The following is a 16,664-nucleotide window of genomic DNA, read 5'->3' as shown; positions in this document are numbered from 1 at the left end:
GCCGACTCGAGATTCTCACGGCGAATCGGGATCCTCCGTCGATGCATCGGCTGAGAATCTCGATTCGGCGTGAAGATTTGCGGGCCGGGCCGGATTTGCTCGAGGGATACTGGGCGCATGACCGAACCGCAGTGGACGCCGTCGTCGGAGGACATCGAGAACGCACGGATCACCGACTTCCAGCGCGTCGTCTCGGAGCGTCACGGGGTCGACACCGCCGACTATCGCGAACTCTGGGAGTGGTCGACGCAGAACGTCGAGCAGTTCTGGCGCACGGTGTGGGACTACTTCGACATCCAGTCGGACACCGAGCCGACCGAGGTGCTCGGAAATTCGAGTATGCCCGGAGCGCAGTGGTTTCCAGGTGTGCAGCTGAACTACGTCGACCAGGTACGACGGCACTCCGACAGTGACCGTACGGCGATCGTCCATGCACGGGAGGACGGCCTCCGCGCCGAGCTGTCGTGGCGAGAACTCGCCCGGCAGACGGCCGCGCTCGCTCGGACGCTGCGTGAGGCAGGCGTCGAGCCCGGGGATCGGGTCGTGGGGTACCTACCCAACATTCCCGAGGCCGTCGTCGCATTCCTCGCAAGCGCGAGTGTCGGCGCGGTGTGGTCGGCGTGCGGGCAGGACTATTCCGCGTCGGCGGCCCTCGACAGGCTGGGGCAGCTGGATCCGAAGGTGCTGATCGCCGCCGACGGCTACTCCTACGGCGGTAAGTACCACGACAAGCGCGGCGATGTCGCGGTTCTCCGAGACGGATTGACGACGGTCGACACCGTGATTCGAGTCGGCGACGCGGTCGACGGCTCCCTCTCGTGGGAGGACGCGTCGGCCGGCGAGGGTGAGTGGGTATCGGTGCCGGTCGCGTTCGATCATCCACTGTGGGTCGTGTTCTCGTCGGGGACGACGGGTCTGCCGAAGGGAATCGTCCACGGGCACGGGGGAGTGTTGCTCGAACACCTCAAAGCTGTTGCGCTGCAATCGGACATCGGATCGGATGACACGTTCTTCTGGTACACGAGCCCGAGTTGGATGATGTGGAACTTCCAGGTGGCAGGACTGCTCGTCGGCGCAACGATCGTGTGCGCCGACGGCAGCCCTGCATACCCGGCGCCCGATGCGCTGTGGGCGATCACTGCTCGGGAGAAGGTGACATTCCTGGGCACCAGTCCTGGCTACGTTCTGTCCTGCATCAAGGCAGAATCGCGCCCGTCGCGCGATCACGATCTGTCCGCATTGCGCGCGATAGGCATCACGGGGTCTGCGATGCCCGCGTCGTCGTCACTGTGGTTGTCCGACAACGTCGGTCGCGACGTGCCGGTGTTCTCGATTTCCGGTGGCACCGACGTGGTGTCGGCGTTCGCGGGTGGGGTCCGTACCGTGCCGGTGTGGCCGGGCGAGCTCTCGGCGCCGTTCCTCGGCGTCGCGCTGAAGGCCTTCGACGTCGACGGCCGCCCGGTGACCGACGAGGTCGGCGAGTTGGTCGTCACCGAGCCCATGCCGTCGATGCCCGTGCGATTCTGGAACGACGACGGATCGCGTTACCGCGAAGCGTATTTCGACGCGTACCCAGGGGTGTGGCGACACGGCGACTGGATCACACTGACCGCGTACGGCAGCGTCGTCGTGCACGGTCGTTCGGATTCGACGCTGAACCGCAACGGCATTCGGATGGGTAGCGCCGATATCTACCAAGCCGTCGAAGAGCTGCCCGAGATCGTCGAATCACTCGTGCTCGGGGTCGAACGAGGCGACGGTGGGTACTGGATGCCGTTGTTCGTCGTACTCACCGACGGAACCGAGCTGGACGACGCGCTGCGGGCGCGCATCAACACGGCAATTCGTGAGCACGCGTCACCGAGGCACGTGCCCGACGAGATCATCGCCGCGCCCGGCGTCCCGCACACCAGGACCGGTAAGAAGCTCGAGGTGCCGATCAAGCGTCTGTTCCAGGGCGGCGACGCGTCGCGAACTCTGGACCGAACCGCCGTCGACGCACCGGATCTCGTGGATTGGTACGTCGAGCAAGGCCGGGACAAGCGCTAGCGGGTCCACCGTGCGAGGTATGCCTTCTCGTCTGCGGTGATCCGGCGCAGCGACTCCGAGCCGACGTCGACCATCGCCATCTGAGTGGTCGCGACGACGGCAGGCGGCGAACCCACAGGTGCGCCCGCGGCGCGGACCTCGTAGCCGATCGTGAAGTCGACCGACCGCACCCTCTCGAACCACAACGTGATGTCGAGCGGGCTGTCCGAATGCCGCAGCGGCTTCTTGTACGAGATGTTCACGTTCGCGATCAACGCGCTCTTGATCAGACTCTCGTTGGCCTCACCTGCACTCAGGAGCCACTCGATGCGCGCTTCCTCCAGCAGAGTCACCATGCGCGCGTGGTTGATGTGGTGGAAGGCGTCCATGTCGGACCAGCGCACGGTGACCCGCGCGTGATAGCCGATCTCGTTGTCGTCGGTCACCGCTACACGTTCTCATGACTTCGGTGTTCTAGAGTCCGGGTGTGCTGATCAGAAATGTCGTCCTCGCGCCGGGCGGGCCGGCCGTCGACGTCCAGACGGTCGACGGCCGCGTCGCCGAGGTGACCGCGACTGTCGCGTCGTCGCGTCCGATCGAAGGCGATGTGTTCGACGGCGGCGGCGCAGCACTGGTTCCGTCGTTCGTCGACAGTCATGTGCATCTGACACAGTGGGCGGCGTCGCTGACGCGCATCGACGTCTCCGGTGCCGACTCCGCCGTCGATCTGGTGGACATTCTCGCCCGTTCCAACGAGCGCCACGGCACGTCCATTCTCCGCGCGCAGGGATTCCGCGACGCGCTGTGGCCCGACGAGCCGCACAAAGACGTGCTGCAGAACGCGCTGCCCGGTCGCCGTGCAGCGATCACCAGCATGGACCTGCACACGCTGTGGCTGAGCCCGGCCCTGTTGGCGGAGTTGCACATCGACCATCCGACAGGTGTGCTGCGCGACATCGACTGCATGGAAGGGCTGAACGCACTCGAGCGCTTGGTCGACACGGACGACAGCGATCGTGTGGCCCTGGCCGCCACGGACGAACTGGCCAGGCGCGGCATCACCGCCGTCACCGATTTCGAATACGCCGACAACAGGACCGTCTGGTCGCGGCGCAGTGAGATCGCCCGCCCCGCAGTCGACGTGCAGTTCGCGGTGTGGGCCGAATGGCTGGGGCACGAACTGACCCTCGGCGCGCACACCGGCGACCCTGTTGCCGACGGGATCGCACTCGGTCCGCTCAAGGTCATGTTCGACGGTTCGCTCAACACCAGAACGGCGTGCTGTCACGATCCCTACCCGGGCGGCGAGGGGTCGGGACTGCTGTTGGAGACGCCCGAGGATCTCGTCACGCTGATGCGTCGGGCCGCGAGTGGTGGGATCGTGCCCGCGATCCATGCGATCGGTGATCGAGCGAACACACTGGCGCTCGACGCGTTCGCCGCGGTCGGGTGCGGTGGCCGCATCGAACATGCGCAGCAGGTGATGCCCACCGACATCGCGCGATTCGCGGCGAACGGCGTGACCGCTTCGGTTCAACCGCAGCATGCGATGAGCGATCGCGAGGTCGCCGACGAACTCTGGAGCGGCCGTGAATCGATCGCCTACCCCTATCTGTCGTTGCACAAGTCGGGCGCGCACGTCGTCTTCGGATCCGACGCCCCGGTCAGCCCGCCTTCTCCGCTCGATGCGATCGCCGACGCGGTGTGGCGTACCGACGACGAGCGTGCGCCGTGGCAACCCCATGAGGCACTTCCGCTCGACGCGGCGTTGGCAGCGGCATCGGGTGGACGCGCATCGGTGGAGGTCGGAGCATCCGCCGATCTGGTGCTCCTGGCGGAGCACCCGGCTTCCCTCGGCAACCGAGACCTGCGTGCCGTCCCGATCGTGGCGACGGTCCGCGGCGGCGTCTGCACGTTCGACGGAAGGTCGCTGTGACCACTACACCGGGAAGCTGGCGCATCTACGAGGGGTCGACGCTGTCCGCACCGCTCGCGGCCGCGCTCGGCGCGTTCGTCGAGCAGGGTTATCACGGAACGTCGGTTCGGCAGATCGCCGGCCGCGCCGGGTTGTCCGTGCCGGGGCTCTATCACCACTACCCGTCGAAACAGGCGTTGCTCGTCGGGCTGATGACGGCCGCGATGGACGAACTCCTCGCTCGGTCGAAGCAGGCCGACGCCGAGGCGGGCTCGTCGCCGTCGGCGCGGTTCGACGCCGTCGTCGAGTCGCTGTTGTTGTTCCACATGTATCGGAGCGACCAGGCGTTCATCGGGTCGACCGAGATCAGGAGCCTCGATCCGGAGAACCGGGCGCACTACGTGCAGCTTCGTGACGAGCAGCAGCGGCAACTCGACGGCATCGTGCTGGCAGGCATCGAGTCAGGAGAGTTAGACGCCGACCATCCGGCCGACGCGTCGCGCGCGGTGACGACGATGTGTGTCGGCGTCGCGGGCTGGTATCGGCCCGGCGGCCCGCTCTCGGCTCTCGAACTGACCGAGGTCTACCTGAACATCGCACGGCGAATTGTCGGTGGTGGGCGGTAGCCTCACGCCATGGACTCACCACCAGACCGTTCTCTGACCCCGGAGGTCCGCGAGTTCCTCGAGACGGGCACCAGAACCGGCAAGCTCGGCTGGGTGGCGCCCGACGGCAGGCCCCTGGTGGCTCCCGTCTGGTTCGTGGTCGACGACGACGTGGTCGTGTTCAACACCGGCAGTGGAACGGCCAAAGGAAAGGCCATCGCCAGGGACCCACGTGTCGTGTTGACTGTCGACCTCGAGGAGCCGCCGTACGGGTTCGTGCAGATCCAGGGTGTCGCCGAGACCTCCGAGGACCCGCAGGACCTGCTCGCGTCGGCAACGGCTATCGGCGGTCGCTACATGGGCCGGGACCGAGCCGAGGAGTTCGGTCGGCGCAACGGAGTCCCGGGTGAACTCGTCGTGCGGATCCGCGCAACGAAGGTCACCGCCGCGTTGAATGTCACTGCGTGAGCGTTCCGCGAGGTTCGATTCCGTCGTGTCCGGGAACACGATGACCTGTGCCACTTCCACAGCCCGTCGGTTTTGGATGACGGGGGAGTGTGCCCTGTAGATTGGTCCGGTGCTCAGCGAAGGATGTGGATTCTGAACCATCGTTTTAGTGACGTGTCACGAACCGCTGGCCCGAGACGGCCGGATGCCGAGTGTCGTACCCAGCGAAGGTGGGCAAAGTCCTCGGTCCTGTGTAACGGTGAAGGCTTGGCCGAGAGATGTACCGAGGGGTAACTTCGATCGGCTCCGTGCTGGTGCCAGTTTGTGTTCAAAATGCGTAGTTTCATTGTTTCGAGATCGATGTGTTCGGTGCCCAGAAGGAAAGTCGGTGCGTCCGACTTCTCGCTGGGGGCGTGTGAAAGTGGGAAGAGAGGATTCGATTGAACCCGCTAGGTTTGGGAGGATCGACCGATGGCGAATCCGAAAGGCTCGGGGCACACTCGTCGTTCCCTCTTTCTCCGGCACAGCTCGGAATGTGGTTCGCCCAACATGTCGATCCCTCCGTACCGGCCAACATCGCCCAGTACGTCGAGCTTCGCGGTGACCTCGATCTAGACCTGCTTCGTCGCTCGTCCGCCGCGGCTGCCCTCGAGATGCAGTCCGGCTACATCCGCATCGTCGAGGTCGATACCGAGCCCCGTCAGTTCGTCGACCCGACCCTCGACGCGCCGCTCGGTTACGTCGATCTCCGGGAGGAGGACGATCCGGAGCGCGCCGCCCACGAGTGGATGCGGGCCGACTACAGCGCGCCGATCGACATCCTGCACGACCGTCTGATCGCGGCGACGGTCCTGCACCTGGACACCGACCGCTACTTCTGGTTCAACCGTGTCCACCACGTCGTGCTCGACGGGTTCGGTTCGGTCACGTTCATGAACCGCGTCGCCGAGCTCTACACGGCCGAGGTCGAGAAGGTCGAACCGAAGCCCAATCAGTCGTCGGACCTGAAGAAGGTCTACGAGATCGACGCCGCGTACCGGGACTCCTCTCGCTTCGAGACCGATCGCCAGTACTGGGCCGATCGCATCGCGGGCATCGAGGAGGCAACCAGCATCGCCGGTCGCACGGCGCCTCCGGCTGCGATCAGCCAGATCGACACCGCGGCGCTCGGCGACAACACGGTCACCCGCTTCGAGGAACTGACGGCGGCGACCGAATCCACGATGGCCACCGTCGTCATCGCGGCGTTCGCCAGCTACCTCGCCCACATGACCGGCCGCGAGGACGTCGTACTGAGCCTTCCGGTCACCGCGCGCACCACAGCGGTCCTCCGCCGCTCCGGCGGCATGGTGTCCAACGTCGTACCGCTGCGCTTGACGGTGGCGCGGGACACGTCTGTCGAAGAGCTCTTGACTAAGGTCACAACCGAGGTGTCCGGCGCGCTTCGTCACCAGCGTTACCGTCATGAGGACATTCGGCGCGACGCAGGCGGGGCGAGCGGCCAGGCGTCGTTCTTCGGCCCGTGGGTCAACATCATGCTGTTCTTCACCGAGGTGCGCCTCGGATCGATGGTGGGCGGCATCAACATCCTGTCCACCGGCCTGATCGAGGACTTCGGCCTCAACCTGTACCAGAGCGTCGGTGGACAGACGACGCACATCGACTTCGAGTCGAACCCGAACCTGTACTCGGCCGAGGAGTCCGCGCGTAACCACGAACGGTTCGTCGAGTTCCTCGACCGCTTCGTCGCGTCGGATCCATCGAGCCGCGTGTGGGACCTCGACGTCACCACGGCTGCCGAAAAGGCGCTCGTCGTCGACGCCTTCAACGCATCCGACCACCCGGTCGAGCAGCGAACCCTGCTGTCGGACTTCCATGCTCGTGTCGACATGGATCCTGACGCCACCGCGCTGATCTACGAGCAGTCGTCGCTCACGTACGGCCAACTCGGCGCGCGCGTCAGCGCAGTGGCGCGCCGGCTCGTCGAGATGGGTGTCGGTCCGGAAACTCTTGTCGGACTGTCGATTCGACGGTCGCTCGACCTCGTCGTCGCGATGTACGCCATCGTGGAGGCCGGTGGCGCATGGGTTCCGATCGATCCGGACCACCCGGCCGAGCGCACCGCGTACATCCTCGAGTCGGCGAATCCGCTGTGCGTACTGGTCACGTCGTACGACGAGGTGGACCTCCCGGCAGGTATCGACGTGCTCGAGGTCGACCGCCTGGACTACGACGCGCTCGACGCCACCCGCGTCACCGACGCGGACCGCCTCGGCCCGGTGCGGCTCGACAACGTCGCCTACGTCATCTACACGTCGGGTTCGACGGGTCGTCCCAAGGGCGTAGCCGTCACGCACGAGGCCATCGACAACCAGTTGCAGTGGATGCGTTCCGAGTACGGTCTCGAGCCGTCGGACGTGTACCTGCAGAAGACGGCGACGACGTTCGACGTCTCGCTGTGGGGGTTCTTCCTGCCGCTGCAGGTGGGTGCGTCGATGGTGCTCGCGACCCCCGACGGCCACCGCGACCCGATCTACGTCGCCGACAAGATCGCCGAACACGGGGTCACGATCACCGACTTCGTGCCGTCGATGCTGACGGTGTTCGTCGCGAACGCGCCGATCGGCACCTGCGGATCGCTGCGCCACGTCTTCGTGATCGGTGAGGCCCTGCCTGCCGAGACCGCCGCGGCGTTCCGTGAACTGAGCCCGGCCGGCCTGCACAACCTGTACGGACCCACCGAGGCCGCGGTGTCGGTGACGTACTACGAAAGCGGAATTCAGGACGTACGCACGGTTCCGATCGGTGTGCCCGAATGGAACGTCAAGGCCTACGTTCTCGACGCATCACTGCGTCCGACTCCGATCGGTGAGCCGGGCGAGCTCTTCCTCGCGGGCGTGCAGCTCGCGCGCGGCTACGTCGGCCGACCGGACCTGAGCTCCGATCGTTTCGTCGCGAACCCGTTCTCGGAGAACGGTACTCGCATGTACCGCACCGGCGACCTCGTGAAGTGGCGCGCCGACGGCAACATCGACTACATCGGCCGCACCGACTTCCAGGTCAAATTCCGCGGTCAGCGCATCGAACTCGGCGAGATCGAGACCGTGCTGCTCGCGCACGAGGACATCTCGCAGGCCGTGACGCTCGTCGTGCCGACGGCAACCGGTGACCAGCTGGTCGCCTACGTCGTCGCGGCGCCGGGTCGAAACGTGGACCCCAGCGACGCAACGGAATTCGCGTCGCATGCACTGCCGTCGTACATGGTTCCGGCGTCCGTCATGGTTCTGGAGTCGTTGCCGCTCAACACGAGCGGCAAGCTCGACCGCAAGGCTCTGCCCGAGCCCGTGTTCGCCAGCGCGAAGGAGTACCGCGCACCGCAGAGCCACGTCGAATACGTCGTCGCAGGCGTGTTCGAGGACGTGCTCGGGGCCACCCGTGTCGGTCTCGACGAGGACTTCTTCGAACTCGGCGGAAACTCGCTCATCGCAACGCAACTGGTCACACGCGTCGGCACCGCACTCGGCATTCGGATCGGTGTACGCGAACTGTTCGAGGCGCCGACGGTGGGCGCTCTGGCTGCCCGGGCCGAATCGGCGATGGAGCAGGGCACGAGCGGTCCCGAGCTGGTGGCCGGCCCGAGGCCCGACCTCGTACCGCTGTCGCTCGCGCAGCAGCGTATGTGGTTCCTCAACCGGTTCGATCCGGACACCGCGGCGTACAACCTGCCGTTCATGGTCCGGCTGACCGGTCGGGTCGACGAGAAGGCGTTGTCCACGGCCTTCGCCGACGTCGTCACGCGGCACGAGACGCTGCGAACCGTGTATCCGCTCGTCGACGATTCGCCTCAGCAGGTCGTTCTGCGCACCGAGGACGCGTTCACCGGTCTCAGCGCGACGCGGGTCGACGAGTCCGAGCTGACGTCGAAGCTGATCGATCTGGCACGGGAGAGCTTCGACGTCTCGATCGAGGTTCCGTTCCGCATCGCGCTGTTCCAGCTCGCCGAGGACTCGTTCGTGCTCGCGATGGTTCTTCACCACATCGCCGCCGACGGTTCGTCGTTCTCACCCCTCGCGCGCGACATCATGGTCGCCTACGAGGCGCGCACCAACGGTCGCGTTCCCGGGTGGGCTCCGCTGCCGGTCCAGTACGCGGATTACGCACTGTGGCAGCGCGCCATGCTGGGGTCGGAGAGCGATGTCGCATCGCTGTCGGCGCAGCAGATCGAGTTCTGGGTTCGCACCCTCGACGAGCTTCCCGATCAGCTCGATCTGCCATCGGACCGGCCGCGGCCCGCGGTGGCCACGAACGCCGGCGCGAAGAGCCGGTTCGTCGTCGACGCTCGCATCCATCAGGGCCTGGCGGAAGTGGCTCGGACGCATCAGGCGTCGCTGTTCATGGTCGTCCAAGCGGCGTACGCCGTGCTGTTGTCACGCCTGTCCGGCACGACCGACATCGCGATCGGAGCACCGATTGCGGGCCGAGCACACGAGAAGCTCGACGACATCATCGGCATGTTCGTCAACACGCTCGTGCTGCGCGCACACGTCGAGCCGAATGCGTCGTTCGACGAACTGCTCGACCAGGTGCGCAACACCAACCTGTCGGCCTTCGCACACGCCGACATTCCGTTCGAGCGTCTCGTCGAGGTCCTCAACCCGGCCCGGTCGCGGGCGCGTCACCCGCTGTTCCAGGTGGCTCTGTCGCTCGACGCCGCCCGCCAGAACGACATCGGCTTCGCCGGATTGCGCGCTTCCGCATCGGAACTCGACGTTCCGATCGCGAAGTTCGACCTGCAGCTGTGGCTCACCGAGCATCAGGACGAATCCGGTAGGCCCGATCGCATCGAAGCGGTCTTCGAGTACGCCACCGACCTGTTCGACGCAGCGACCATCGAGGGATTCGCCGATCGGTTCCTGCGCATCCTCGACGCGATCGTCGCGGACGCGTCGGTGCCCGTGGGTGCCATGGACATCCTGGACGCCGACGAACTCGACGCGCTCACCAGCGTGCACGGCGGCGAGGTGCCGTCGCACCGCACACTGCCCGAGTTCCTCGAGGCGGGAGTTACCGCGAATCCCGACGGCGTCGCGGTGTACGCGTCGGGCGACGAGCTGACCTACCGCGAACTCGACGACATCACCGATCGCTACGCTCGGTACCTCATCGATCGTGGAATCGGCGCCGAAACGATTGTCGCACTGGCGTTTCCGCGCTCGATGGAGATGGTCGTGTCGATGTGGGCAGTCGCCAAGACGGGCGCAGCATGGGTGCCGGTCGACCCCGAGTATCCGGTCGACCGTGTCCGGCACATGCTCACCGATTCCGGTGCGGCCGTGGGTATCACGTCGTCCGAACGCATACACGAACTTCCCGACACGTGCGAGTGGTGGGCCGTCGACGATCCCGCGTTCGAGCGTGGCGTCGAGCAGTACACGAACGGAGCGGTCACCGACGCCGAGCGGATCGCTCCGCTCCACCTCGACAACCCGGCCTACGTGATCTACACGTCGGGTTCCACGGGCCTGCCCAAGGGTGTGGCCGTGACGCATCGAGGCCTGTCGGGTCTCGTCGACCAGTCGCGTGAGCTCTATCGGGTCACACCGGAATCGCGCTTCCTGCATGTCATTTCGCCGAGCTTCGACCCGTCGGTTCTCGAATGGGCGTTGACCGCTTCGGCCGGTGCAACACTCGTCGTCGCGCCGCCGTCGGTGATCGGTGGACCCGAACTGCACCGGTTGTTCGCCGACACCGGTGTCACGCACGCGATCATCACGCCCGCGGTTCTCGGCTCGATGGACCCGTCCGGTCTCGACAGCCTCGAGCTGCTGTCCGTCGGCGGTGAGGCGTCTGCACAGGATCTGGTGTCCAGGTGGGCACGTGGACGACGGTTCTTCAATGCGTACGGTCCGACGGAGACCACCATCGTCTCCACGCGCGGCGAGCTGTTCGCCGGCGAGCCCATCACGGTCGGTGGACCGGTCCCCGGCGTCTCGGCGCTGATTCTCGACGCGCGTCTGCAGCCGGTTCCGGTCGGTGTCGCAGGTGAGCTCTATCTTGCGGGCGACGCCGTCGCACGTGGGTACTACAAGCGTGCAGGTCTGACGTCGGACCGTTTCGTCGCTGACCCCTTCGGTCCTACAGGCACTCGTATGTATCGCACCGGCGACGTCGTGCGCTGGACGAAGGACTTCGCGATCGAGTACGTCGGTCGGTCGGACTTCCAGGTCAAGGTCCGCGGTTTCCGTATCGAACTCGGCGAGATCGACGCCGCCCTCGAAACGTTCCCCGCTGTGACGTTCGCAGCGACGCTCGGGCACGAATTGCAGTCGGGCCAAACGGCTCTCGTGTCCTACGTGCACGGCAGCGACGAGATCGACAAGGCCGAACTGCTCGAGCACGTCGGACGGATGTTGCCGAGCTACATGGTGCCGTCGGTCGTCATGGTGCTCGACGAGGTGCCCCTGACGCCGATCGGCAAGCTCGATCGGCGTGCGCTGCCCGAGCCCGAGGTCGGTATCAGCTTCCGCACGTTCCGCGCTCCGACGACTCCCATCGAGGAGACGGTCGCGACCGTGTTCAGCGACGTACTCGGTGCGCCCGTCGTCGGGCTGGACGACGACTTCTTCGAGCTCGGCGGTAACTCGCTCGTCGCCACCCAGGTGGTCGCGCGACTCGGTGCCGCACTCGACGCGCAGGTTCCGGTGCGCGCCATCTTCGAATCGCCGACCGTCGCCCAGCTCGCCGTTCGCGTCGAGCAGGAGGCAGGCCGGGGCGCTCGGGTGGCGCTCGCACGCGGTGAGCGACCGAGCCGCATTCCGCTGTCGTTGGCGCAGCAGCGTATGTGGTTCCTCAACCGTTTCGACACCGAGTCGGCCACGTACAACCTGCCGATCGCGCTGCGGTTGACGGGCGTTCTCGACGTGCCCGCGCTGCAGGTCGCGATCCTCGACGTCATCGACCGCCACGAGTCGCTGCGGACGCTGTTCCCCGATTCCGCGGACGGCCCGCACCAGGTGGTCCTCGACGCCGCCCAGATCGTGCCGAACCTGATGCCCATCGACACCACCGTCGCCGAATTGCAAAGGGCGATACGGCAGTTGGCGTCGACCGGGTTCGACGTGACGGCCGATGTGCCGTTGCGTGCCCGTCTGTTCGAGATCAGCCCGACCGAACACGTGCTCACCATGGTCGTGCACCACATCTCGGCCGACGGATGGTCGATGGGCCCGTTGGCCCGCGACGTCATGGTCGCCTACGCGGCGCGTACCGAGTGGGAGTCGCCCGCGTGGGCCCCGCTTCCGGTCCAGTACGCCGACTACACGCTGTGGCAACGTGCGACGCTCGGCTCCGAGGACGATCCGACGTCGCTGATCTCCGAGCAGGTCGACTACTGGAAGAGCACCCTCGACGGGCTTCCCGATCAGCTGGATCTGCCCACCGACCGTCCGCGTCCGGCGCGGCAGTCGTTCGGCGGCGGCACGGTCGACTTCGAGATCGAGCCACGCGTGCACCGCGGCTTGCTCGACGTCGGACGCGAACGCAACGCGTCGCTGTTCATGGTCGTTCACGCTGCACTCGCCGTGCTGCTGTCACGGTTGTCGGGCACCGAGGACATCGCCGTCGGAACCCCGGTCGCGGGACGTGGCGAGCAGGCGCTCGACGACGTCGTCGGCATGTTCGTCAACACGTTGGTGCTGCGCACCGAGGTCGACGGACACGAGTCGTTCAACGACCTGTTGGCCCACGCGCGCGAAGCCGCTCTCGGCGCGTTCGCGCACTCGGACATTCCGTTCGAGCGGCTCGTCGAGGTGCTGAACCCGTCCCGTTCGACGGCACGGCACCCGCTGTTCCAGGTCATGCTGTCGTTCGAGAATCTCGGCCCGACGCATCTCGACCTGCCTGCGCTCAGCATCGACAGCGTCGACCTCGATGCGGCCGTCGCCAAGTTCGATCTGCAGCTGACTCTCACCGAACGCCTGACTCCCAGCGGCCAGGCCGACGGATTGTCCGCCGAGTTCACCTTCGCCACAGACCTTTTCGATCAGGCGACGGTCTCGTCGTTCGCGGATCGATTCCTGTACGTGCTCGATGCCGTCATCGAGGACTCCGCGGTCCGGGTCGGCGACATCGAACTGTTCGACGCCGTCGAGCGTGGGCTGATTCTCAAGTCGTGGAACAACACCGCACATGCGCTGGATGCGGGTGCGACGGTGTTGGATGCGTTCGACGCGCAGGTGGCGGCACGTCCGGATGCGACGGCGGTGGTGTTCGAGGGGACGGTTCTGTCCTTCGCCGAGTTCGATGCGCGGGTGAATCGTCTTGCGCGTTACCTGATCTCGGAGGGAGTGGGTCCGGAGCGGACGGTCGCGGTGGCGATGCGTCGTTCGACCGAGATGCTGGTGGCGCTGTATGCGGTGTTGCGGTCGGGTGCGGCGTATGTTCCGGTGGATCCGGACCAGCCTGCGGAGCGCAACCAGTACATTCTCGGTACGGCCGGTGTGTCGGTGGCGTTGTCGACGTCGCGGGACGAGGTGGCGTTCGAACATGTTGCGGTGGATCGACTTCCGCTCGAGGGGTTCTCGGCCGGCGCGGTGAGCGACGTCGACCGTATGCAGCCGTTGCGTGCGTCGAATGCGGCGTATGTGCTGTTCACCTCGGGGTCGACGGGTCGGCCGAAGGGTGTGGCGGTGTCGCACGCGGCTGTGGTCAACCAGGTGTCGTGGCTGGTCGCCGAGTACGGTCTCGGCGTCGACGATGTGGTGTTGCAGAAGACTCCGTTCACGTTCGATGTGTCGGTGTGGGAATTGTTCGGTGCGCCCGCGTCGGGTGCCCGGTTGGTGATCGCGGAGCCCGATGGTCACCGCGACCCGCAGTACCTGGTGGCGGTCGTCGAATCCGAGGGCGTGACGGCGACGTCGTTCGTCCCGTCCGTGCTTTCGGAGTTTGTTTCGGCGATCGCGCCGGGCGGATGCAGCACACTGCGCGCGGTGCTGGTGGCCGGTGAAGCCCTGCCGGTGTCGGTGGTGGGGGCTGCCGCGGCAGCGCTACCCGGCGCAGGTATCCACAACCTGTACGGCCCGACCGAGTTCACGGTCCACGCGACGTCGCGGCCGGTGGCAGGCGTTGCGGGGTGGAACATCTCCGGCGTCTCGGTTCCGATGGGCTCGCCTGTCTGGAATTCCCGTGTCCTCGTTCTGGATTCGCGTCTGCGTCCCGTACCGATCGGTGTCGCGGGCGAGCTGTACCTGGCGGGCGAGCAGGTGGCACGCGGCTACTTCGGCCGCGCCGATCTGACCGCAGACCGCTTCGTGGCATCGATGTTCGACGACGGTGCGCGCATGTACCGCACCGGTGACCTCGTGCGATGGACCGCCGCCGGAGAGCTGGAATACCTGGGCCGCACCGACTTCCAGGTCAAGTTGCGTGGTCTGCGTATCGAGCTCGGCGAAATCGAATCGGCACTCGTGGCACAGGACTCGGTGTCGGCGGCCGTGGTGTTGGTTCGATCCGAGCAATTGGTCGCCTACGTCGTGCCCGCCGCGGGTGCGACGGTGGATTCCGGTGTTCTGCAGTCGGTCGTCGCACGCTCGCTTCCGTCGTACATGGTGCCGTCGGCGTTCGTGGTGCTCGACACGCTTCCGGTCGGTGCGTCGGGCAAGCTCGACCGAAACGCGCTGCCGGAACCGGTGTTCGAGGCCCGCGCCTTCCGTGCCCCCACGACTCTCGTCGAGGAGATCGTCGCCGGAGTGTTCGCCGACGTCCTCGGACTCGATCGCGTCGGTCTCGACGACGACTTCTTCGAACTGGGCGGTAACTCGCTCATCGCGACCCAGGTCGTCTCCCGCGTCGGCTCCGCGTTGAACGCGCGTGTGCCCGTGCGTGTGCTGTTCGAAGCATCGACGGTCGAAAGCCTTGCTGCGCGGGCGGAGTCGCACGTCGGTGGAGAAGGACGAGCGGCCCTCGTCGCCGGCCCGCGCCCGGACCACGTGCCGCTGTCGCTCGCGCAGCAGCGCATGTGGTTCCTCAACCGCTTCGACACCGAATCGGCGGTCAACAACCTGCCCGTCGCCATCAGGATGTCCGGTTCGCTGGACGTGTCGGCGCTGCAGGCCGCCGTCGGCGATGTGCTGGACCGGCACGAATCGTTGCGCACCGTGTACCCGGAGACGGACGGTGTTGCCGCACAGGTGATTCTGCCGACGGAGAAGGCCGTTCCGGTGTTGACGCCGGTGGCGATCGCCGAGGACGAGTTGATGCCGCGCATCGCGGCCATCGTGGCGACCGGGTTCGACGTCACCACCGAGGTGCCGCTGCATGCAGAGCTCTTCGAACTGTCGGCGACCGAGTACGTTCTCGTCTTCGTCGCGCACCACATCAGTGCGGACGGCTGGTCGATGGGACCGCTCACTCGCGACGTCATGCTCGCGTACGCAGCACGGACCGTCGGCGAGGCGCCGGGATGGTCGCCGCTGCCGATCCAGTACGCGGACTTCACGTTGTGGCAACGCTCGGTTCTCGGTGACGAGAACGATCCGGCGTCGTTGATCGCCGCACAGGCCGACTACTGGAAGACGGCTCTGTACGACCTTCCCGAAGAACTGGTGCTTCCGTTCGACCGTCCCCGGCCCGCGGTGCAGTCGTTCGACGGCGGCACGTCGCGGTTCTTCGTCGACGCCGAATTGCACCGCGAGCTCGTCGCATTGGCTCGGACGACCGGAACGACGCTGTTCATGGTCATGCATTCGGCGCTCGCGGTGTTGCTCGCGCGGTTGTCGGGCACGTCCGACATCGCCATCGGCACGCCCATCGCAGGCCGCGGCGAGGCCGAACTCGACGACGTCATCGGCATGTTCGTCAACACGCTGGTGTTGCGCTCCGATGTCGACGCGTCAAAGGGATTCGTCGATCTGCTGCAGGCCAACCGCGACACCGATCTGAAGGCATTCGGCCACGCGGACATCCCGTTCGAGCGCCTGGTCGAGATTCTCAACCCCGAGCGTTCGACGGCACGGCACCCGCTGTTCCAGGTAGCGCTGTCCTTTCAGAACTTCCCGGAGACCAGCTTCGAGCTGCCCGGGCTGAAGGTCAGCGCCGTCGACTTCGACATCGACGTGGCGAAGTTCGATCTGTCGCTGCTGCTGTCCGAGCACACCGATTCGACGGGGGCCAAGACCGGAATCTCCGCCGAATTCACTTACGCCGCATCGCTGTTCGACCACGACACCGTCGAGAAGTTCGCGCGTCGTTTCGTGCGCATCCTGCGCGGCGTCGTCGACACACCCGAGCGCCCGGTCGGTGACCTGACCATCCTCGAGGACGACGAGTACGAATGGCTGACGCACGTCCACGGTGACGACGTCACCCACGGTGGAACGCTGCCGGAGATCTTCACCCGCGGAGTCGAGATCAATCCGGACGGCGTCGCAGTACGCGTCGACGGCCGGTCCGTCACGTATCGCGAGTTGGATGCCGAATCCAGCCGCATCGCACGCGTTCTCATCGACCGTGGCGCGGGACCCGACTCGATCGTCGCGCTGTCCTTCCCGCGTTCGTACGAGATGGTTCTGTCGGTGTGGGCGGTCGCCAAGGCCGGTGCCGCCCACTTGCCGGTCGATCCGACGTACCCGGTGGGACGCGTCGAACACATGCTCGGTGACTCCGGTGCCCTG

General features: G+C 66.2%; 6 protein-coding genes (1 of these 6 cut by a window edge). 5 read left to right on the top strand and 1 reads right to left on the bottom strand.

Features of this window, described 5'->3' with window-relative positions:
- The first annotated feature begins 117 nt into the window (after positions 1–117).
- Positions 118–2,049 carry an acetoacetate--CoA ligase gene (locus tag A3K89_RS25060; RefSeq protein WP_068432356.1) on the top strand — a complete coding sequence of 644 codons (1,932 nt, stop codon included), beginning with the start codon at positions 118–120 and terminating at the stop codon, positions 2,047–2,049.
- Here the strand turns inward: A3K89_RS25060 and A3K89_RS25055 are convergent.
- Positions 2,046–2,474, bottom strand: coding sequence for an acyl-CoA thioesterase (locus A3K89_RS25055; RefSeq protein ID WP_068432354.1), 429 nt, complete (start codon positions 2,472–2,474; stop codon positions 2,046–2,048). The genes A3K89_RS25060 and A3K89_RS25055 overlap by 4 nt on opposite strands.
- Positions 2,475–2,515: 41 nt before the next feature.
- Here A3K89_RS25055 and A3K89_RS25050 point away from each other — a divergent pair, with 41 nt between their 5' ends.
- The 4 genes from A3K89_RS25050 to A3K89_RS25035 form a co-directional block, all read left to right on the top strand.
- Complete coding sequence (locus A3K89_RS25050) at positions 2,516–3,964, top strand: amidohydrolase (RefSeq protein WP_068432348.1); 1,449 nt, start codon at positions 2,516–2,518, stop codon at positions 3,962–3,964.
- The gene (locus tag A3K89_RS25045) at positions 3,961–4,569 is read left to right on the top strand and encodes a TetR/AcrR family transcriptional regulator (protein WP_068432346.1); all 609 of its coding nucleotides are present in this window, start codon (positions 3,961–3,963) and stop codon (positions 4,567–4,569) included. The genes A3K89_RS25050 and A3K89_RS25045 overlap by 4 nt, the downstream gene beginning before the upstream one ends.
- A gap of 9 nt (positions 4,570–4,578) precedes the next feature.
- Positions 4,579–5,016, top strand: a complete 438-nt coding sequence (locus A3K89_RS25040) for a PPOX class F420-dependent oxidoreductase (RefSeq protein ID WP_068432343.1) — start codon at positions 4,579–4,581, stop codon at positions 5,014–5,016.
- 419 nt (positions 5,017–5,435) lie between these two features.
- On the top strand, positions 5,436–16,664 hold the 5' portion of the coding sequence (locus A3K89_RS25035; RefSeq protein ID WP_157105446.1) for a non-ribosomal peptide synthase/polyketide synthase. It continues 15,438 nt past the right edge of the window; the window shows 11,229 of its 26,667 coding nt (coding positions 1–11,229); its start codon is at positions 5,436–5,438; its stop codon lies off the right edge, out of view.

This window comes from Rhodococcoides kyotonense (genome assembly GCF_001645385.1).
In the GTDB taxonomy this organism is placed as follows: domain Bacteria; phylum Actinomycetota; class Actinomycetes; order Mycobacteriales; family Mycobacteriaceae; genus Rhodococcoides; species Rhodococcoides kyotonensis_B.
Note: the sequence above shows the minus strand (reverse complement) of the source record. Positions and strands in the feature narration are given on the sequence as shown.

What these genes read in the sequence shown, in the direction of transcription:
- A3K89_RS25060 (WP_068432356.1), top strand. Translation starts at nt 118, where the DNA reads ATGACCGAACCGCAGTGGACGCCGTCGTCGGAGGACATCGAGAACGCA.
- A3K89_RS25040 (WP_068432343.1), top strand. Translation starts at nt 4,579, where the DNA reads ATGGACTCACCACCAGACCGTTCTCTGACCCCGGAGGTCCGCGAGTTC.